The organism is Saccharothrix texasensis, from assembly GCF_003752005.1.
GTDB classification, from domain to species: Bacteria; Actinomycetota; Actinomycetes; order Mycobacteriales; family Pseudonocardiaceae; genus Actinosynnema; species Actinosynnema texasense.
Genome location: NZ_RJKM01000001.1, coordinates 5,388,106 through 5,406,799, shown reverse-complemented (window position 1 = coordinate 5,406,799; position 18,694 = coordinate 5,388,106). Strand labels below are relative to the sequence as shown.

Below are 18,694 nucleotides of genomic sequence, written 5' to 3'. Positions count from 1 at the left end.
CGTCGGGGTACGACCACCGGTGCTCCGGCACCGGCAGGGGTCCGGCGTCGGTCGTTTCGCCCCCCGAGCGACCGGCGCCGGGCGCGCCACCGCCGTTGCCGCCCGTCCCGCCGCCGCGGGCGGCAGCCAGGCACCCGTCACCCGGTCCGGCACACAAAGGCACCCGTCCGGAGGACCGGAGTGGAACCCGACCGCGCGGCGGTGTTCCCATCCAGCCATGTGGGGACGACGAGGCACCGCAGCCCTGGGCACCGCAGCCGTCCTCCTCGCCGCCGCGCTCTCCGCCGCCGGCCAGGAGGGGTCCTACGTCGTCACCGCCGCGGGCACGCCCGCGGCCGAGGCGTACGTGATCACCCACGACGGCCGGGTGCAGGTGCTCGACACCACCGACGGCCGGACCGTGGCGACGGTCGACACCGGCGCGTGGACGACGGGCGCGGCGGTCGGGTCGGGTGGCCGGCGGGTGTACGTGGTCAACGGCTGGGCGGGCGTGATCACGGCGGTCGACCCGGCGGCGGGCGAGGTCGTCGGCCGCATCGACATCCCCGCGCGGCTGGCGCAGGCGGTGCTGCGCCCGGACGGCCGGCGCCTGTACGTCACCGGCGGCGGCGCGGTCGCGGTGGTGGACCCGGTGAAGTTCCGGCTCGTCGCGGCGATCAAGGCGGGCGGCCAGCCGGAGGGCATCGCGATCACGCCGGACGGCCGCCGGCTGTACGTGGCCAACGCGCAGGACGGCACGGTGAGCGTGCTCGACACCGCGAGCGCGAGCCCGCTGACCACGATCGACGTCGAGGGCATGCCGCAGCACGTCGCGGTCGGCCCGGGCGGTGACGCGGTCTACGTCAGCTCGCTCGACCTCGGCGAGGGCGCCGGCACGGTCTCCATGATCGACCCGGGCACCGACGAGGTGCGCTGGTCGGTTCCGGTCGGCAAGGGCGCGGGCAGCATCGCGGTCACGCCGGACGGCCGCCGCGTCTACGTGGGGCTGGACCGCCGCGTGGTCGTGGTCGACACCACGACGCGCACCGCGAAGGCGTTGCGGCTCAAGGCGAAGGCGCTGGCCATCGCGCCCGGCGACCGCCGCGTGGTCGTGTCCAGCGGCAACACCGCGACGGTGCTGGACAGCGCGGACAACCGGGTGCTGAACACGTTCCAGCTCAGCGGGTTGGACGACGACGGCCGCGGCAACACGGCCACGGCCATCGTGTTCGAACCGGTCGACGGGTCCTAAGGGGACACGGCCTGGACGGGCCGCGGCGGCTTCTCGTCCTCCGCCGGCGCGTCCTCGTGGATCGCCATCCGCTCCTGGATCCGCCGCAGCGGCCCCGGCGCCCACCACGCGGCGTCGCCGAGCATCTTCATCACGGCGGGCACGAGCAGCATCCGCACCACGGTGGCGTCCAGCGCGAGCGCCAGGATCATGCCGACGCCGACGAACCGCATCATGGTGATCTGGGAGAACGCGAACGCGCCCGTCACCACGATCAGCAGCAGCGCCGCCGCGGTGATCACCCGGCCGGTCTTGACCAGACCGGCGGTCACCGCCTCCTCGGTGCTCGCGCCGCGACCGCGCGCCTCGACCATCCGGGACAGCAGGAACACCTCGTAGTCCGTGGACAACCCGAAGACCACGGCCGCCATCAGCACCACGATCCCGGACTCCAGCGGCGCGGGCGTGACGCCGAGCAGCGACGCGCCGTGCCCGTCCTGGAACACCCACACCAGCACGCCGAACGTGGCGGACAGGCTCAGCGCGCTCATCACCACGGCCTTGATCGGCAGCAGCACGGACCCGAACGCCAGGAACATCAGCACGAACGTCGCGCCCACCAGCAGCAGGACCATCAGCGGCAGCTTCTCGCCGATGGCGTCGAGGCTGTCGGTCACCATCGCCGTGCTGCCGCCGACGAGCACCTCGTCGCCGGGCCCGGCCAGCGCCCGCACGTCCCGCAGCGCCTGCTTGGACTCGTCGCTCAGCGCGTCCTGGTCCAGGCCCGCGTTGACCAGCCACACGCCGTCGGCGGGCTCCGCCGCGACCTGGGCCTCGCCCACCCCGGGCACCGCGCCGACGTCGCCGATGAACCGCTGCACGTCGGCGGGCGACGGGTCACCGGTGATCACGATCTTGAAGCCGGCGTTGGACAGCGCCGCGAAGTCGTTGTTGACCGTCTCGGCGGCGACGCGCGCCGGGTTGCCCTCGGGCAGCACCTTCTCGGTGACCTCGCCGAACTTCACGCCGAGGAACGGCGAGCCGAGCGCGAGCAGCACCAGCACGATCGGCAGCGCGACCAGCACCGGCCGCTTCATCACCCGGCCGGCCAGCCGGCGCCAGCCGCCCTCGGACGCCGTCTTGTTCTTGCGCCACGGCATGGCGAGCTTGTCCACTCGGTGGCCGAGGACGGCCAGCAGGGCGGGGAGCAGGGTGAGCGACACGACCGCCGCGATCGCCACCGCCGACATGCCGCCGTAGCTCAGGGACTTGAGGAAGCCCTGGGGGAACAGCAGGAGCCCGGCGAGCGCGATCACCAGCAGCGTCGCGGAGAACAGCACGGTGCGGCCCGCCGACATGACGGTGCGGCGCACGGCGTCCGGTGTGCTGCGGCCGGCGGCCAGCTCCTCCCGGAACCGGCCGACCATGAACAGGCCGTAGTCGATCGCCATGCCCAGGCCGAGCAGGCTGGCCACGTTGACCGCGAACGAGTTCACGTCGGCGACCAGCGACACGGCGTGCAGCACGCCGAGCGAGCCCATGATCGCGAGGCCGCCCACCAGCACTGGCAGCGACGCGGCGACCAGGCCGCCGAAGATGACGACCAGCAGGACGAGCACGATCGGCAGCGAGACGGCCTCGGCCTTGGTGAGGTCGGAGGCGGACATGTCGCTGATCGCCTTCTGGGTCGGCACCAGGCCGCCCACCTGCGCGTCCAGCCCGTCGACCTGGAGCTGGTCGGCGATCTGCTCGTACTGCTTGAGCTGCGTGTTCGAGTCACCCGAGGCGAGCGTGATCACGACGAGCGACTTGCCGCTCTCGGGCGAGGGGAACGGCGGCTGCACCTTCAGCACGGCGTCGCGGGGCAGGTCGGACAGCTCGCCGGCGATCCGCTGGAGCTCGGCGGGTTCGGTGGTGTTGTAGACGACCAGCACGTCGCCGCCCTGTCGGCCGAACGCGTCCTGCGCCACCTGGTTGGCCCGCGCGGCCTCGCTCGTCGGCGCTTCGTAGCCGCCTTGGCTGAGCCGGTCGAACACGCCGAGTCCCCAGATGCCACCCACCACCGCGAGGGCCACCGTCGCGATCAGCACCACCCACCTGCGGCGGTACGCCAGCGATCCCCACTTCGCGAACACGCGTCCTCCCAGGCAGATGGGTTACCGTTGGGTGAATGGCGTCAACTACGTAAACACTGTTCACTCACCTGTCCCGAAGTTATACCCGGGTGAACAGCGCTTACAACCGGATTGGGTGACTTATGACCGAGGCCACTCGTCGTGAGCGGCTACGCGCTGAGACGGAGCGTGACATCCGACGGCAAGCTCGTGCCCTACTCGTGGAACACGGCCGGGACGCCGTCACTCTGCGTGCTATCGCACGTGAGGTCGGCATCACCGCGCCGGGCCTGTACCGGTACTACGACTCGCGCGAGGACCTGCTCCGCCGGCTCGCCGAGGACATCTGCACGGACCTGGCCGCGGAACTCGACGCCCACCTCGACCGCATCGACCAGGACGACGTGAGCGCGCAGGTCTACGCGGTGTGCCGGGGCTTCCGGCGCTGGGCGCTCGCGCACCCGCAGGAGTTCACGCTGGTGTTCGCCTCCACCGAGGCCGCCCTCGGCCCGTGCGCGCCGGACGGGGGCCACAGCGAGGTCGGCGACCAGTTCGGCCGGGTGTTCCTGGAGGTCGCGGGCCGGCTGATCGCGAGCCACCCGCTGCCGGACGACCTCGGCGACGACGTCCCGGAGGACCTGCGCGCCGACCTGGCCGCGTTCCAGCAGGTGCTGCTGGCCGCCGTGAACGACCGCGGCGTCGAGGTGGACGAGGCCGCGCTGCCGCTGCGCGCGGTCCACCACGTCACGCAGTCGTGGGTGCGGATCTACGGTCACGTGGCCCTCGAGGTCTTCGGCCGCTTCCCGTTCGCGGTGTCCGATCCCGAGCCGCTGTTCGACTCGATGCTGGCGCAGATCCTGGGCGAGATGGGTTTTCGTCACCTGACGCGTCCGTGAGCTGCGACTTCCGGGCATACCTGCTGGTCCGTTCGAGGGCTTTTCGCGTTCTCGGCGCAACCAGGGGCACCCGATCGGGGTTGCATGTGGTGGCCGCACGGCGCGAACGTCTCGGGGCGGGGGGATGGTGGCACGGAAGAGTTCCGACAAGGGATCCGGCGGCGTGGCGTTAGTGGCCGCGGTGCTCGTCGTCCTCGCGGGCGCGGGCGGGGCCGGTGGCGCGGCGCTGAACTCGGGCGCGGGCGGCGGCGGCGCGGCGGCGGCCCCGGTGCAGAGCATCGGCGTCCGCAAGTGGGACGCCAAGCGCGCGGCGCGCGGCGGGGACGCCGAAGGCGCGATGGGCCACCTCGGGGTCGGGATCAGCAAGCAGGCGGTCAAGCAGGAGCTCGACTGCCTGGAGAACTCGTTCGGCCAGGTGCGCGACTTCTTCGCCGCCACGCCGTGCACGTCGCTGGACCGCCTCCTGCTCGCCGTCGGCGACCAGGCGGGCAACGCGGCCCTGGTGTCGGTGGTGTGGGTGACCTTCCCGGGCCGCAACCAGGCCAGGCAGTTCGACCGGGTCATCGACGTCGCCGGCTCCGGCGACGTGAAACCGCTGCCCGGCGGCGTGGTCGGCCTGCCGGACGTCCACTTCACCGCCGCGCACTACTGGTCGGAGATCAAGGACACCACGATCACGATCGCCGAGTCCGAACCGGCAACCGGGCACGTCGAGCCGGACCTGCTCGACGCGATGACCGAAGTGGCCGCCCAGTTGCCCCGTCCGTGAACCCCGCTGCCGGTGAACCCCGCCGGCCGCGGAACGGTTACAGCACCACGTTGACCAGGCGGCCCGGCACGACGATCACCTTGCGCGGCGTGCCGCCGTTCAGCAGCTCGGCCACCTTCCCCTCGGCCAGCGCCGCCGCCCGCACCTCGTCCGACGACGCGGACGCGGACACGACCACCCGGGCCTTCACCTTGCCGTTGACCTGGATCGGGTACTCCACCGTGTCCTCGACCAGGTACTTCTCCTCCGCCGCCGGGAACGGGCCGTGGGCCAGCGAGTCGCCGTGGCCCAGCTTCGCCCACAGCTCCTCGGCGACGTGCGGGCTCAGCGGCGCCAGCATCAGCGCCAGCGGCTCGGCCAGCACGCGTGGCGCGCCGCCCGGGAAGTGCTTGGTGACGTGGTTGTTCAGCTCGATCAGCTTCGCGCCCGCCGTGTTGTAGCGCAGGTTCGCGAAGTCGTCGTGCACGCCGGCGATCGTCTTGTGCAGCAGCCGCAGCGCGTCCTCGCCCGGCTCCTCGTCGGTGACCCGCGGCTCGCCCGTGGTCTCGTCGACCAGGTTGCGCCACAGCCGCTGCAGGAACCGCTGCGCGCCGACGACGTCCTTGGTCGCCCACGGCCGCGAGACGTCCATCGGGCCCATCGACATCTCGTACAGCCGGAACGTGTCGGCGCCGTACTTCTCGCACATGTCGTCCGGCGTGACCACGTTCTTCAGGCTCTTGCCCATCTTGCCGTACTCGCGGCGCACCTCTTCGCCCTCGTAGAAGTGCTTGCCGTCGCGCTCCTCGACCAGCTCGGCGGGCACGTAGGAGCCGCGCGCGTCGGTGTAGGCGTAGGCCTCGATGTAGCCCTGGTTGAACAGCCGCCGGTACGGCTCGTCACCGGACACGTGGCCCAGGTCGAACAGCACCTTCTGCCAGAACCGCGCGTACAGCAGGTGCAGCACCGCGTGCTCCACGCCGCCGATGTACAGGTCGACGCCACCGGGGTCGGACGCGCCGTGCTCTTCCGCGCGCGGGCCCAGCCAGTACCGCTCGTTCTCCGCGTTGACGAACCGCTCGGACTCCGTCGGGTCCACGTACCGCAGCTGGTACCAGCACGAACCGGCCCAGTTGGGCATGGTGTTGGTCTCGCGCCGGTACCGCTTGGGCCCGTCGCCCAGGTCCAGCTCGACGGCGACCCAGTCCTCGGCGCGCGACAGCGGCGGCGACGGCTCGGAGTCCGCGTCCTCCGGGTCGAACGTCCGCGGCGAGTAGTCGTCGACGTCGGGCAGCTCGATCGGCAGCATCGACTCCGGCACGGCGATCGGCGTGCCGTCCTCGTCGTACACGATCGGGAACGGCTCGCCCCAGTACCGCTGCCGGGAGAACAGCCAGTCGCGCAGCTTGAACTGCACCGTGCCCTGGCCGCGGCCCTGCTCCTCCAGCCAGGCGATGATCTTCGTCTTGGCCTCGTCGACGTCCAGGCCGTCCAGGCTGACGCTGCTCTCGTGGCTGGAGTTCACGGCCGGGCCGGCGCCGGTGTACGCCTCGCCGTCGAAGTCCTCCGGCGGCTGCACGGTCCGGACGATCGGCAGGTCGAACGCCTTGGCGAAGTCCCAGTCGCGCTGGTCCTGGCCGGGCACCGCCATGATCGCGCCGGTGCCGTAGCCCATCAGCACGTAGTCCGCGACGTACACCGGGATGCGGGCGCCGTTGACCGGGTTCGTCGCGTGCGCGCCGGTGAAGACGCCGGTCTTCTCCTTGTTCTCCTGCCGGTCCAGCTCGGACTTGCGCGAGACCTCGGCGCGGTACGCGGCGACCGCGTCGGCCTGCCCGGCGGACGTGATCACGTCCACCAGCGGGTGCTCGGGCGCCAGCACCAGGTACGTCGCGCCGAACAGGGTGTCGGGCCGGGTGGTGAACACCTCGACGTCGACGGCGCCCGCGTCCGCGCGCCCGACCTCGAACCTGACCCGGGCGCCGTGCGAGCGCCCGATCCAGTTGCGCTGCATCGCCTTGATCTTGTCCGGCCAGTCCAGCCGGTCCAGGTCGTCGATCAGCCGGTCGGAGTAGGCGGTGATCCGCATCATCCACTGGCGCAGCGAGCGCCGGAACACCGGGAAGTTGCCGCGCTCGCTGCGGCCGTCCGCGGTGACCTCCTCGTTCGCCAGCACCGTGCCCAGGCCGGGGCACCAGTTCACCGGCGCCTCGGACAGGTACACCAGGCGGTACCGGCCCAGCAGCTTCTCCCGCTCCGGGCGGGACATCTCCGCCCACGGCTTGTCCGGCGTGGCCCGCTCGCCCGCGGCGAACTGCGCCTCCAGCTCCGCGATCGGCCGCGCCCTGCCCGCCGCCGGGTCGTACCAGGAGTTGAAGATCTGCAGGAAGATCCACTGGGTCCACTTGTAGTAGCCCGGGTCGATGGTGGAGATCCGGCGGCGCTCGTCGTGGCCCAGGCCCAGCCTGCGGATCTGCCGCAGGTAGGTCTGGATGTTGTCCTCGGTGGTCTTGCGCGGGTGCTGCCCGGTCTGCACGGCGTACTGCTCGGCGGGCAGGCCGAACGCGTCGAAGCCCATCGTGTGCAGCACGTTGCGGCCGTTCATCCGGTGGTACCGGGCGAACACGTCGGTGCCGATGAAGCCCAGCGGGTGGCCCACGTGCAGGCCCGCGCCCGACGGGTAGGGGAACATGTCCTGCACGAACAGCTTGTCCGCGGGCACGTCGCCCTTGAGCGGCCCGACCGGGTTCGGCGCGTGGAAGGTGCCCTGCTCCTCCCAGTGCCGCTGCCAGCGCCGCTCGATCTCCCCCGCCAGCTCGGCGGTGTAGCGGTAGGCGGGCGTCGCGTCCGCCGCGTCGGTGCTCATCGGGATGTCCCTCTCCATCGGTACCTGCCCCTGACATGACGAAACCCCCCAGCCCGGAAGGGCGTGAGGGGTTGCCGCGCGGACCTGGTTGACGAGGTCTGCGCGGCTAGCTAAGGAGCAGGCGGGCCTTGCTCATGCCGTCAACGGTATCAGCGCAGCGCAACCCCGGTGAACCGGGTGAACGACCGCGACCGGCCGGTGAAGGCGGGGCCGGCCCGACCTGGGTCGGAGGACCGGCCTACCCTCGTCAGCGTGAACATCGTGCTGCCTGTGGTGCTGGGTCTGATCGGTGTCGCGTTCGCGACCATCGGCTTGCTCGGCGTGCGTGGCCGACTCCAGCGCAACCGCTTCTTCGGGGTGCGCACCAAGGCCACCCTGCGTGACGACGAGACCTTCGCGCTGGCCAACAAGATCGCCGGCGTGCCGAACGCGGCCGCGGGCGCCATCGCTCTCGTGGCGGCCGTCGCGGCGGCTGTGAACCCGGCGTTGTCGCTGGTCATCGGCCTGGTCGGGCTGGTCGGCAGCATCGTGGTCGCGGGCGCGGGCGGCGTGCTCGGCCACCGGGCCGCCGAGGCGCTGCCGGAGCAGGCCCCGGCCGGCTGCGGCGGCTGCGCGTGCTCGGGCACGGGTGGCGGTTGCAGCGTGCTGACCCGCGCCTAGTTCCGCCGGATGTCCGTCGGGAACGTCGCCATCAGCGCCGTCGGCATGCCCTGACGGCGCAGCACCCGGCCCCACAGGTCGACGTTCGGCGGCGTGAGCACGTCGTCGGGCAGGCCCTTCACGACGATCCAGTCGCCGCGCGCCACCTCGTTGCCCAACTGGCCCTCGCCCCAGCCGGAGTAGCCGGCGAACACGCGCATCCCGCGCACCTTCGCCACCAGCGCGTCCGGGTCGGCGTCCAGGTCGACCAGCGCCACCGGTCCGTGCACGCCGACCACACCGTCGAGTGACGCCAGGTCCTCCCCGGTGCGCAGCGCGGCCAGGCACAGCGCCGTCTTCTGCTCCACCGGCCCGCCGATGTAGACGGCCTGCGGCCTGCTCACGTGCGGCCCCCACGCGGGCAGCACGTCGTGGACGGCGACCTCGCTCGGGCGGTTCAGCACCACGCCGAGGCTGCCTTCGTCCCGGTGGTCGATGACGTACACCACCGTCCGGCGGAAGTTGGGGTCGGTCAGACTCGGTGCCGCGACCAGCAGGGAACCCGGTTCGACGTCGGCATCAGGGCGCACACCACGCATGATCCCAGACGACGGCCGGGCGCCCGGCGACGCAGCACGCGCACCGCGTGGACGCGGCGGATCCCGCCGGGCAGGAACATCCGGGTTACCGTGTTCGTTGCAGTGAACGTCAGGCGCCATCGAGTCCCCCGGGCCCACTGAAACGCCTACGCGGAATACCGTCCGGCTGGAGCCGCGTAGTGCCACCCGCCGAGAGGCGACCGGGCGCCTGGCGCCAGGGAGGCCGGACCCACCAGGGTCCGGCCTTCGTGGTTCGCGGCCCCGGAGGCATAGGCTCACCACCGTGACCACTGCCGGCACCACCGCGGCGAAGCACCACCTCGGTGTCCGGAAACTCCTCGCGCTGGCGGACTTCCGCAGGCTGCTGGCCTCGCGGCTGGCCGCCCAGTGGGGCGACGGGCTGTTCCAGGCCGGCCTCGCGGGCGCGGTCCTGTTCAACCCCGAGCGCCACGCCGACCCGCTCGCGGTGGCGGCCGGGTTCGCCGTGCTGCTGCTCCCGTACTCGATCGTCGGCCCGTTCGCGGGGGCCCTGCTGGACCGGTGGGACCGCCGCCGCGTGCTGGTGGTGGCGAACCTCACGCGCGCGGTCTTCGTCGTGCTGACCGCGACGGCCGTCGGGCTCGGGCTCGACGGCGTGCCGCTGTACGCCTCGGCGCTGTTCGTCACGGGGGTGAGCCGGTTCGTCGGCTCCGGCCTGTCCGCGTCCCTGCCGCACGTGGTGGACGGCGACCACCTGGTGGAGGCGAACGCGTTCGTCACCACGCTCGGCGCGTTGACCGCCGTGCTCGGCGCGGGGTGCGCGGTGGGGCTGCGGTCGCTCTTCGGCTCCGGTGACGACGGCTCGGCGTGGACCACGGCCGTCGCGGTCGCGGGTTCGCTCGGCGCCGCTTTCCTGGCCTCCCGCTTCGCCCGTGGCGCGCTCGGACCCGACGAGGTGGACGAGCCCCGCCGGACGGTCACCGCGGTCGCCCTGGGCCTGCTGGACGGCGCGCGGGCCGCGTGGCGCGCGCCCACCGTCGCCGCCGCCCTGGTGGCGCTGCTCGCGCACCGGCTCGCGTTCGGCGCGTCGCTGCTGCTGACGTTGCTGCTGATGCGCCACACGTTCACCGACCACGGGCCGTTCAAGGCGGGCCTGGCGGGGCTCGGCGAGGTCGCCGTCGCCGGTGGCGCGGGCATCCTGCTGGCGGGGCTCGTGACCGACCGGCTGGTGGACCTGCTCGGCCGGCGCGGCACGGTCTGCGCCGCGCTCGTGCTGGCCGCGGCCACCCAGCTCGGCCTCGGCCTGCCCATGCTGCTGCCCACCATCCTGGCCGCGTCGTTCGTGCTGACCTTCGCGGGCCAGGTGGTGAAGCTGTGCGTGGACGCGGCCGTGCAGGGCGACATCGGCGACGAGGTCCGCGGCCGGGTGTTCGCCCTGTACGACACGCTGTTCAACGTCACGCAGGTGGCAGCCGTCACCGCCGCGGCGGCCGTCGTGCCCTTGGACGGTCGGTCCCCGGGCCTCGTGGTCGCCGCGACGGTGGCCTACCTGCTCGGCCTGCTCGGCTACCTGCTGCTCGACAAGCGCACGTCGGCGGCCACCCACCGCTGATTCGCGAGGTCGCCGCCGGCCGCGGAGCAGCGGCAGGTCAACGCGGCAGGGGCAGGCGGATGATGCCCGTCTCGTGGGCGTAGACCACCGCGGCCATCCGGTCGCGCAGGTTCAACGCCCGCAGGATCTCCGACACCACCGCCCCCACCTGGTGCTGGCTCAGCGCCAGCACCCGCGCTATCTCGTGGTCCGCGAGCCCCCTGGCCAGGCAGCGGAGCACGGCCCGCTGCCGGTCGGACAGCTCGTCCAGGCCCTGTTGTGCCCGGGTGCCCCCCTCGGACAATCCCCAAGCGTTCATACGACACCACCCCCAGTGCGCGTCTGACGCACACAGTCATGGTCCCGCAACGGGCTGTCACTGGCCAAGCCCAAGTTCGAGATTGGTCACTTGGTGTCAGTCACCGGGCGGCTGGACGCCCTCCGCGCGGGCCCACGCGAGCAACTCCGCGACCGCCTCGTCGTGGTCGAGCGGACCGCGGTCCAGGCGCAGCTCCTTCAGGAACTTCCACGCCCTGCCGACCACCGGCCCCGGTGGCACGCCCAGCAGCCGCATGATCTCGTTGCCGTCGAGGTCGGGCCGGACCCGCTTGAGGTCCTCCTCGGCGGCGATGCGCTCGATGCGGCGCTCCAGGTCGTCGTAGGTCCGCTGCAACGCGTTGGCCTTGCGCCGGTTGCGCGTGGTGCAGTCGGCGCGGACCAGCTTGTGCAGGCGGGGGAGCAGGTGCTCGGCGTCGGTGACGTACCGGCGCACCGCCGAGTCGGTCCACTCGCCGCTGCCGTAGCCGTGGAAGCGCAGGTGGAGGTACACGAGCTGGGCGACGTCCTCGACGATCTCCTTCGAGTACTTCAAGGCGCGCAAACGCTTGCGGACCATTTTCGCGCCGACCACCTCGTGGTGGTGGAACGAGACGCCGCCGCCCTCCTCGAACCGCCGGGTGCCCGGCTTGCCGATGTCGTGCAGCAACGCCGCCAGCCGCAGCACGAGGTCCGGCTCGGGCCCGTCCTCCAGGTCGACGGCCTGGTCGAGCACGACCAGCGAGTGGTGGAACACGTCCTTGTGCTGGTGGTGCTCGTCGATCTCCAGCTTCATCGCGGGCAGCTCGGGCAGCACCACGTCGGCCAGCTTCGACTCGACCATCAGCTCCACGCCCGCCCGCGGGTGCGCGCCCGTGAGCAGCTTGGACACCTCGACCTGCACGCGCTCGGCGGTGATGCGGGTCAGCTCGCCCGCCATGGCCGCCATCGCGTCGAGCACGCGCGGCGCGACGGTGAAGCCGAGCTGGGACACGAACCGGGCCGCGCGCAGCATCCGCAGCGGGTCGTCGGAGAACGACTCCTGCGGCGTCGCGGGGGTGTCCAGGGTCCTGGCCCGCAGCGCCTCGCGCCCGCCGGTGGGGTCGATGAGCTGCCGGTTCACCACGTCGTAGGCCATCGCGTTGACGGTGAAGTCGCGGCGGACCAGGTCGCCCTCGATGCTGTCGCCGAAGGTCACCTCGGGGTTGCGGGTGACGCCGTCGTAGCTGTCGGCGCGGAACGTGGTGACCTCGACGGTCTGCCCGTGCTTGGTCGCGCCGACCGTGCCGAACGCGATGCCGGTGTCCCAGATCGCGTCCGCCCAGCCCTTGAGCAGCGCCATGACCTGCGGCGGCCGGGCGTCGGTGGTGAAGTCGAGGTCGCCGGACAGCCGACCGAGCACGGCGTCCCGCACGCTGCCGCCCACCAGGTACAGGCGGTGACCGGCGCCGGCGAAGCGGGCGGCCAGTTCCTCGGCGACGGGGAGGGCGCTCAGCAGTTCCACCACGGCATTGTCCTGCCCGGCAGGAGTGGCGGCGGGGGCGGTGGGTCCGGACACGAGCAGCCAGCCTACTGGTCGGCGGTCCCCGGTCCGAACGAGTCGCCCGTAGTCGATCACCGGCCGCCACCGGGCGGTCACGTCCGGTACCCGCTGGTCGCCACTACCATCAGGGCATGCCCCAGTCGTCCGGTCGCTCCGGCGGTCCCAAGCCGAGGCGCCGGAACCGGCGTCGCGGTCGGCGGCTGAAGACCGTCGACGAGACCTCGGCGGGCGGACTGGTGCTGGACTTCGAGCAGCACGTCGCCGCGATCATCGGGCGGCTCGACCGGCGCGGCCGGCTGTTGTGGTCGTTGCCGAAGGGTCACATCGAGGCCGGCGAGACCGCGGAACAGACCGCGGTGCGCGAGGTCGCGGAGGAGACCGGTATTCATAGCAAGGTCCTGCGCCCGCTCGGCTCGATCGACTACTGGTTCGTCGCCGAGGACCGGCGGGTGCACAAGACCGTCCACCACTTCCTCCTGGAAGCGCTGGGCGGCGAGCTTTCCGACGAAGACGTGGAGGTCACCGAGGTGGCGTGGGTGCCCCTTGGCGAGCTGGACGACCGGCTCGCCTACGCGGACGAGCGTCGACTCGTGCGCCGAGCCGCCGAACTGCTCTCCGAGTACCAGACGGACGGAGCGGAGTCCGCGTGAAACGGCTGCTGTCCGCACTAGCGGCGGCGGGGGTCCTCCTCGTGTCGACGGCGTCCGCGGCGTCCGCCGCGCCCGTCGACACCGGGCGGCTGCCCGTCCGACCGGCGCCCGCCACCCAGGTGTGGGCGACCAGGGCGCTGTCCAGCCAACCGGGCCAGCAGTCGCAGGTGTGGCTGCGCCTGGACGTCGAGGAGATGACCCCCCGCGTGATCACCGCGGACGGGCCGGACTCGATCACCATCTCGGGCAAGGTCGTCAACGTCGGCGACCGGCCGATCGAGGAGATCGAGCTGCGCCTGGAGCGCGGCCAGCCGCTGACCGGCGAGGACGAGGTCCGCAAGGCGTTGCGCGAGCCGACCGACGCCGAGGTCGTCCAGCCCAGGTTCACCCGGGTCGCCGACCGCCTGGAGCAGAACGAGTCGAAGCCGTTCCGGCTGACCGTGCCCCTGCGCGGGAACGACCCCACGTCGCTGCAGGTCACCGAACCGGGCATCTACCCGATCCTGGCCAACATCAACGGCGTCCCGGCCTACGGCGGGCGGGCCCGGCTGGCCGCGCTGAGCACCCTGCTGCCGGTGCTCGCGATGCCCGGCGGCCAGGCGCCGACCCCGCCGGCCACCCCCGCCAAGATCACCCTGCTGTGGCCGCTGGCGGACCGGCCGCGCGTCGTCACCGGCAGCCCGACCGTGCTCACCGACGACGAGCTGGCGGGCTCGCTGGCCATGGGCGGACGGCTGTACGGCCTGCTCATGGCCTACGAGTCGGCGCTGACCGGCCCGTTGGGCGCCGGCGTGTGCCTGGCCGTGGACCCCGACCTGCTGCGCACGGTCGAGGCGATGACCCAGGGCTACGAGGTGCGCGGCCAGGGCGCGGGCAAGGGCAAGAGCGCGGCCGAGCTGTGGCGCGACCGGCTGCGCCTGGTGGCCGCCGGCCGGTGCGTGATCGCGCTGCCCGACGCGGACGCCGACCTGGTCGCGCTGACCCGCGCCGAGCTCACCGGCCTGGGCGACCTCGCGCTCGCCGGCGCGGAGGTGGTCCGCGAGGTCCTCGGCGTGCAGCCGACGCAGGGCCTGACCTGGCCCGAGGAGGGCGTGCTCGACCAGGCGACGCTGGCCGGCCTGACCGGTCGGGGCGTCACGTCCCTGGTGCTCGACCAGTCGGCCGTCGCGGGCACCCCCGGCACGGGACCGGTGCGGTTCGACGTGGCCGAGGGCAAGCCGGTCACGGCGGTGCGCGTCGACGGCATGGTGTCCGACGCGCTGCAGGGCGCGGCGACGGCCCGGCCGGTCGCGGGCGTGACCACGCCGAGCGAGACCCGGCCGGTGTCGGTGCAGAACGCGCTGGCCGCGCTCACGTTCCGGGCCGGGTTCCAGAGCACCGGCCAGAACGTGGTCATCGCGCCGCCACGCCGGTGGAACGCGCCGACCGGCGAGGTCGACACGCTGCTGCGCGCGGCGAAGTCCCTGGTCGCGGACGGGTTCGCGACCCCCGTCGGCCTCGAGACGCTGCTGGCGTCGCCGCCGGCGCAGACCGCCGCGCTGAGCTACCCGGTCGAGGCGGGCGCCCGCGAGGTGCCGCCGACCGTGACCGCCGCGGTCTCCGACTCGTGGCTCCGGTTGCACCAGCTGTCGGAGTCGATGAGCCAGCCGGACGCGGAGTCCGCCGAGCCCGCCGACCTGGTCGCCCCGCTGCGGCTGTCGCTGCTGCGCGCGGTGTCGGGCGCGTGGCGCGGCGACGAGGACGGCGCGCGGGCCGCGCTGGGGCTGGCCCGCGAGCAGATCGACGGGTTGCGCGAGCAGGTCACGGTGACCGAGCCGAACAGCCCGATCCTGCTCGGCTCGGGCGACAGCCCCATCCCGCTGTCCATCAAGAACCGGCTCGACGTCCGGATCACGGTGCGGATCGTGATCGAGGACACACCGGGCATCGTGGCCAGGGACCTGACCGACATCGAGCTGCCCGCGCGTGGCGACCGGCTGGTGCGGGTACCGGTGGAGGTGCAGCGGTCGGGGCGGTTCCCGGTGCACGTCCGCCTGGTCACCACCAGCGGCGTCGAGCTGGGCGAACGGGCGCGGCTGGAGGTGTCGTCCTCGGCGTACGGCACCATCACCGTCGTCATCACGTGCCTGGCGGGCGCCGCGCTGGTGCTGCTGTCCGCCCGGCGCATCTACCGTCGGGTGCGCGCCGCCCGGGCCGCCTCCGCGCAGGTGCCGAACGACGCGAGCGGGGTAACGCCACCGGAGAGGTCGAGCACGAGTTGAGCGGAACAACCACGGTGACGCAGGAGCAGCCGCAGGGCCCGTCGCTGGCGCGCGCCGGCGGTTCGATGGCCATCGCCACGATCGTCAGCCGCGCCTCCGGGCTGCTGTCCAAGCTGCTGCTGATCACGATCCTCGGCGTCGACGCGCTCAACGACTCCTACCAGGTCGCCACCACGCTGCCGACGATGATCAACGAGCTGCTGCTGGGCGGCGTGCTGACCAGCGTGGCCATCCCGCTGCTGGTGCGCGCCGAGAAGGAGGACGGCGACCGCGGCGAGTCCTACGCCCAGTGGATGATCACGATGTCCGCGGTGGTCCTGGGCATCGGCACGATCATCGCGGTCGCCTGCGCGCCGCTGCTGACCGGGCTGTTCATCGACTCGCCCAACGCCAAGCCCGAGCTGGTCACCGCGTTCGCCTACCTGGTGCTGCCGGGCATCGTCTTCTACGGGCTGTCCGCGCTGATCGGCGCGGTGCTCAACACCCGGCACGTGTTCGGCCTGCCCACGTGGGCGCCGGTGCTGAACAACCTCGTGGTGATCGTGACGCTGGGCGTCTACTGGCTGATGCCGGGCGAGATCTCCCTCGACCCGGTGCGGATGGGCGAGCCGAAGCTGCTGGTCCTCGGCCTCGGCACGATGCTCGGCGTGGCGCTGCAGGCGTCGGTGCTGGTGCCGGCGCTGCGCCGGACCGGGTTCCGCTTCCGCTGGCGGTGGGGCTGGGACCGGCGGCTGTCGGAGTTCGGCGGGCTCGCGTTCTGGGTGCTGCTGTACGTGGCGCTCGGCTTCGCCAGCATGGTCGTGCTGACGAAGGTCGCCACGCACTACGACGGCGCCATCACGGTCTACAACATGCAGTGGCTGATCGCCCAGGTGCCCTACGGGGTGCTCGGCGTGTCGCTGCTGACGGCGCTGATGCCGAAGATGAGCCGCGCGGCGGCGGCGCACGACACCGACGCTCTGGTCGGCGACCTGGCGTTCGGCAACCGGATGTCGTCGATCCTGCTGATGCCGTTCAGCGCGCTGATGACGGTGTCCGGCGTGTCGATCGGCCTGGCGCTGTTCGCGCACGGCAGGTCCGGCGTCGACGGCGGCGAGTCGATCGGCACGGCGCTCGCGCTGTCCGCGTTCGGCCTGGTGCCCTACGCGATCACGTTGTTGCAGCTGCGGGTGTTCTACGCGTTGAAGGACGCCCGGACGCCGACGATCATCCAGGGGATCATCGTGGTGGCGCGCATCGCGCTGCTGTACGGGTTCCTGGCGATCTCGCCGCCGGACAAGCTGGCGGTCGGCGTGTCGATCGCGATGTCGCTGAGCTTCGTGGTCGGCGCCCTGGTCGGGCAGCTGTGGCTGCGGCTGCGGCTCGGCCGGCTGCGCACCGGTTACACGGCGTGGACGATCTGCCTCACGGTCGTGGCGTCCGCCATCGCGTTCGGCGCGGCGACCGGGCTCGCGTGGCTCGCCGTCCGAGTGCTGGGAATCGAGTCCCGCGTGGCGGGTGCCTGGGTCGAAGTGGTGATCCAGACGATCGTCGGGTTGCCGCTGAGCTTCCTGCTGCTCGCCCTGTTCCGAGTACCCGAGGTGAAGCCCGCGCTCGGCAAGATCAGTCGTTTGGTGGGTCGCCGATGACACCTGTGACGCCACGCGGTCACGTACCCTCGGCCCCGTGAGCAGCGGTCCGATGCAGAACACCTCGCTGGTGCCCGGCGGGGTGATCGGCGACGGCCGGTACCGGCTCCTGACCCGGTCCGGTGTGGACCGGCGGTGCGACGCGCACCTGTGGCGGGCCAGGGACGGGCAGCTCAACCGGGACGTGGCGCTGACCGTCCTGGTGGGCGACCCGGCCGACCACGCCGCCGCGGCGCGGGCCAAGCGGACCGCCGAACGCGCGATGCACGCCGCCAGCTTCACCCACCCGGGCGTTTCCCGGGTGATCGACGTGTTGACGCCGGGCGCCGGGATCAGGCTGGACGAGGGCATCCTCGGCGTGATCGTCGCCGAGTGGACCCAGGGCACCGACCTGCTGGACCTGGTCGCCGAGGGCCCGCTGCCGGCGGGCGCCGCGACGCGGCTGCTGGAGCCGCTGGGCGCGGCGATCGAGGGCGCGCACCACGCCGGCCTCGTGCTCGGCGCGGACCACCCGCAGCGCATCCGGGTGACGGCGGACGGCAGGCTGCGGCTCGCGTTCCCCGGGCCGCGGCCGGACGCCATCGCCCGTGACGACGTCAAGGGCCTGGGCGCGATCCTGTACCTGCTGCTCACCGGCAAGTGGGCGCTGCCGAACGGGCCGGACGGCGTGCCCGCCGCGCCGACGGGCCCGGACGGCTCCGTGCTCGCGCCGAGCGCGCTGCACCCGTACGTGCCGCACGAGCTGTCGTCGGTCGCCGTGCGCAGCCTGGAGGACACCAGCGTCGGCGGCATCCGGACCAGCGCGGCGATCCTGCAGGTGCTCGACCAGATCGCCCAGTCGGAGGCGCAGACCGCGCTGATCCAGCCGGTGCCGGGCGACGCGGCGGACGACGGCGCGGTGTGGACCACGCAGCGCCCGGTCCGCGACAAGGACCGCAAGCGGAAGCTGATGATCAGCGTGGCCGTGCTCGCGGTCGCGACGCTGGCCGTGATCGTCTGGCTCGGCGTGCAGATCGTGAGCTTCTTCAGCGACGAGCCGACCGGCGGCGGCGGGCCGACGGTGGTGATCGGCCAGTCCACCACGCCGGGGCAGAGCGGCCAGCCCGCGCCGCCCGCGACACCGGCCGGTCCCGTGCAGCCCGCGTCCGTCGGCGTGTACGACGTCACCAACCAGCCCGACAACGCCACCCGGGCCAACCGCGCGGTCGACAAGGACCCGACCACGGTGTGGCAGACGGAGAACTACTTCGAGCCGTTCCCGGCGCTGAAGCCGGGCATCGGCCTGATGGCGGGCTTCGCCGAGCCGGTGAAGCTGTCGTCGGTGACGATCACGTCGCCCAGCGAGGGCACGGTGGTGGAGATCCGCGTGGCGGGCACGCCCGGCGCGCCGCTGTCGGAGACGAAGGTCATCGCGACCGCGACCCTGTCGGCCGGGCAGACCCAGATCCAGCTGGCCGACCACGAGCCGTCGCAGCACCTGCTGGTGTGGATCACGAAGCTGTCGGGCAGCGGCAAGAACAACCGCTCCGAGATCGCGGAACTCGTCTACACCCGCGCGCAGTAGCCGTCCGGGCGTGGGCGGCGGGGTGGTCCGGCGGGAGTGGCGGGCGAGTGCGGGCGTTCACCCGTGCAGGTGAAAAGTGAGGAGTTGCCCG

14 protein-coding genes are annotated in these 18,694 nt (G+C 72.6%); 9 read left to right on the top strand and 5 right to left on the bottom strand.

Annotation, left to right across the window (positions count from 1 at the left end; all coding sequences use genetic code 11):
- The first annotated feature begins 217 nt into the window (after positions 1-217).
- Positions 218-1,231 carry a YncE family protein gene (locus EDD40_RS23500; protein WP_123744849.1) on the top strand — a complete coding sequence of 338 codons (1,014 nt, stop codon included), beginning with the start codon at positions 218-220 and terminating at the stop codon, positions 1,229-1,231.
- Here the strand turns inward: EDD40_RS23500 and EDD40_RS23495 are convergent.
- Positions 1,228-3,345: an MMPL family transporter gene (locus EDD40_RS23495; RefSeq protein WP_123744848.1), complete on the bottom strand. Its 2,118-nt coding sequence runs from the start codon at positions 3,343-3,345 to the stop codon at positions 1,228-1,230. The two genes, EDD40_RS23500 and EDD40_RS23495, sit on opposite strands and share 4 nt — an antisense overlap.
- A gap of 122 nt (positions 3,346-3,467) precedes the next feature.
- Between EDD40_RS23495 and EDD40_RS23490 the strand changes: the two genes are divergently transcribed.
- Both EDD40_RS23490 and EDD40_RS41870 read left to right on the top strand, forming a co-directional pair.
- Positions 3,468-4,220: a TetR/AcrR family transcriptional regulator gene (locus EDD40_RS23490; protein WP_123744847.1), complete on the top strand. Its 753-nt coding sequence runs from the start codon at positions 3,468-3,470 to the stop codon at positions 4,218-4,220.
- A 163-nt stretch (positions 4,221-4,383) separates the two neighbouring features.
- Positions 4,384-4,989: a hypothetical protein gene (locus EDD40_RS41870; RefSeq protein WP_170185179.1), complete on the top strand. Its 606-nt coding sequence runs from the start codon at positions 4,384-4,386 to the stop codon at positions 4,987-4,989.
- 37 nt (positions 4,990-5,026) lie between these two features.
- Here EDD40_RS41870 and leuS read toward each other — a convergent pair whose 3' ends face one another.
- On the bottom strand, positions 5,027-7,834 hold the full coding sequence (gene leuS / locus EDD40_RS23480; RefSeq protein ID WP_123748229.1) for a leucine--tRNA ligase: 2,808 nt from the start codon (positions 7,832-7,834) through the stop codon (positions 5,027-5,029).
- 252 nt (positions 7,835-8,086) lie between these two features.
- Between leuS and EDD40_RS23475 the strand changes: the two genes are divergently transcribed.
- Positions 8,087-8,494 carry an SdpI family protein gene (locus tag EDD40_RS23475; RefSeq protein ID WP_123748228.1) on the top strand — a complete coding sequence of 136 codons (408 nt, stop codon included), beginning with the start codon at positions 8,087-8,089 and terminating at the stop codon, positions 8,492-8,494.
- Here the strand turns inward: EDD40_RS23475 and EDD40_RS23470 are convergent.
- On the bottom strand, positions 8,491-9,072 hold the full coding sequence (locus tag EDD40_RS23470; RefSeq protein ID WP_123744846.1) for a YqgE/AlgH family protein: 582 nt from the start codon (positions 9,070-9,072) through the stop codon (positions 8,491-8,493). The genes EDD40_RS23475 and EDD40_RS23470 overlap by 4 nt on opposite strands.
- Before the next feature lie 283 nt (positions 9,073-9,355).
- Here EDD40_RS23470 and EDD40_RS23465 point away from each other — a divergent pair, with 283 nt between their 5' ends.
- Positions 9,356-10,663, top strand: a complete 1,308-nt coding sequence (locus EDD40_RS23465) for an MFS transporter (protein WP_123744845.1) — start codon at positions 9,356-9,358, stop codon at positions 10,661-10,663.
- 37 nt (positions 10,664-10,700) lie between these two features.
- Here the strand turns inward: EDD40_RS23465 and EDD40_RS23460 are convergent, their stop codons facing one another.
- Complete coding sequence (locus EDD40_RS23460) at positions 10,701-10,961, bottom strand: response regulator transcription factor (protein ID WP_123744844.1); 261 nt, start codon at positions 10,959-10,961, stop codon at positions 10,701-10,703.
- A 96-nt stretch (positions 10,962-11,057) separates the two neighbouring features.
- On the bottom strand, positions 11,058-12,515 hold the full coding sequence (locus EDD40_RS23455) for a CCA tRNA nucleotidyltransferase (protein ID WP_246037781.1): 1,458 nt from the start codon (positions 12,513-12,515) through the stop codon (positions 11,058-11,060).
- A gap of 116 nt (positions 12,516-12,631) precedes the next feature.
- On the opposite strand from EDD40_RS23455, the gene EDD40_RS23450 reads away from it, so the two are divergent.
- From EDD40_RS23450 to EDD40_RS23435, 4 genes are read left to right on the top strand one after another with little or no spacing between them, the layout of a single operon-like run.
- The gene (locus EDD40_RS23450; RefSeq protein ID WP_123744843.1) at positions 12,632-13,150 is read left to right on the top strand and encodes an NUDIX hydrolase; all 519 of its coding nucleotides are present in this window, start codon (positions 12,632-12,634) and stop codon (positions 13,148-13,150) included.
- Complete coding sequence (locus EDD40_RS23445; RefSeq protein ID WP_123744842.1) at positions 13,147-15,411, top strand: DUF6049 family protein; 2,265 nt, start codon at positions 13,147-13,149, stop codon at positions 15,409-15,411. The genes EDD40_RS23450 and EDD40_RS23445 overlap by 4 nt, the downstream gene beginning before the upstream one ends.
- Positions 15,408-17,039: a murein biosynthesis integral membrane protein MurJ gene (gene murJ / locus EDD40_RS23440; protein ID WP_236594593.1), complete on the top strand. Its 1,632-nt coding sequence runs from the start codon at positions 15,408-15,410 to the stop codon at positions 17,037-17,039. Before EDD40_RS23445 ends, murJ begins: the two co-directional genes overlap by 4 nt.
- A gap of 37 nt (positions 17,040-17,076) precedes the next feature.
- The gene (locus EDD40_RS23435) at positions 17,077-18,603 is read left to right on the top strand and encodes a protein kinase family protein (protein WP_425471248.1); all 1,527 of its coding nucleotides are present in this window, start codon (positions 17,077-17,079) and stop codon (positions 18,601-18,603) included.
- The last annotated feature ends 91 nt before the right edge of the window (positions 18,604-18,694 follow it).

Bases quoted from the DNA above. Each gene is read 5' to 3' on its own strand.
- EDD40_RS23500 (WP_123744849.1), top strand. From the start codon at position 218: ATGTGGGGACGACGAGGCACCGCAGCCCTGGGCACCGCAGCCGTCCTC.
- EDD40_RS23490 (WP_123744847.1), top strand. From the start codon at position 3,468: ATGACCGAGGCCACTCGTCGTGAGCGGCTACGCGCTGAGACGGAGCGT.
- leuS (WP_123748229.1), bottom strand. From the start codon at position 7,834: ATGAGCACCGACGCGGCGGACGCGACGCCCGCCTACCGCTACACCGCC.
- EDD40_RS23470 (WP_123744846.1), bottom strand. From the start codon at position 9,072: ATGCGTGGTGTGCGCCCTGATGCCGACGTCGAACCGGGTTCCCTGCTG.
- EDD40_RS23460 (WP_123744844.1), bottom strand. From the start codon at position 10,961: ATGAACGCTTGGGGATTGTCCGAGGGGGGCACCCGGGCACAACAGGGC.
- EDD40_RS23450 (WP_123744843.1), top strand. From the start codon at position 12,632: ATGCCCCAGTCGTCCGGTCGCTCCGGCGGTCCCAAGCCGAGGCGCCGG.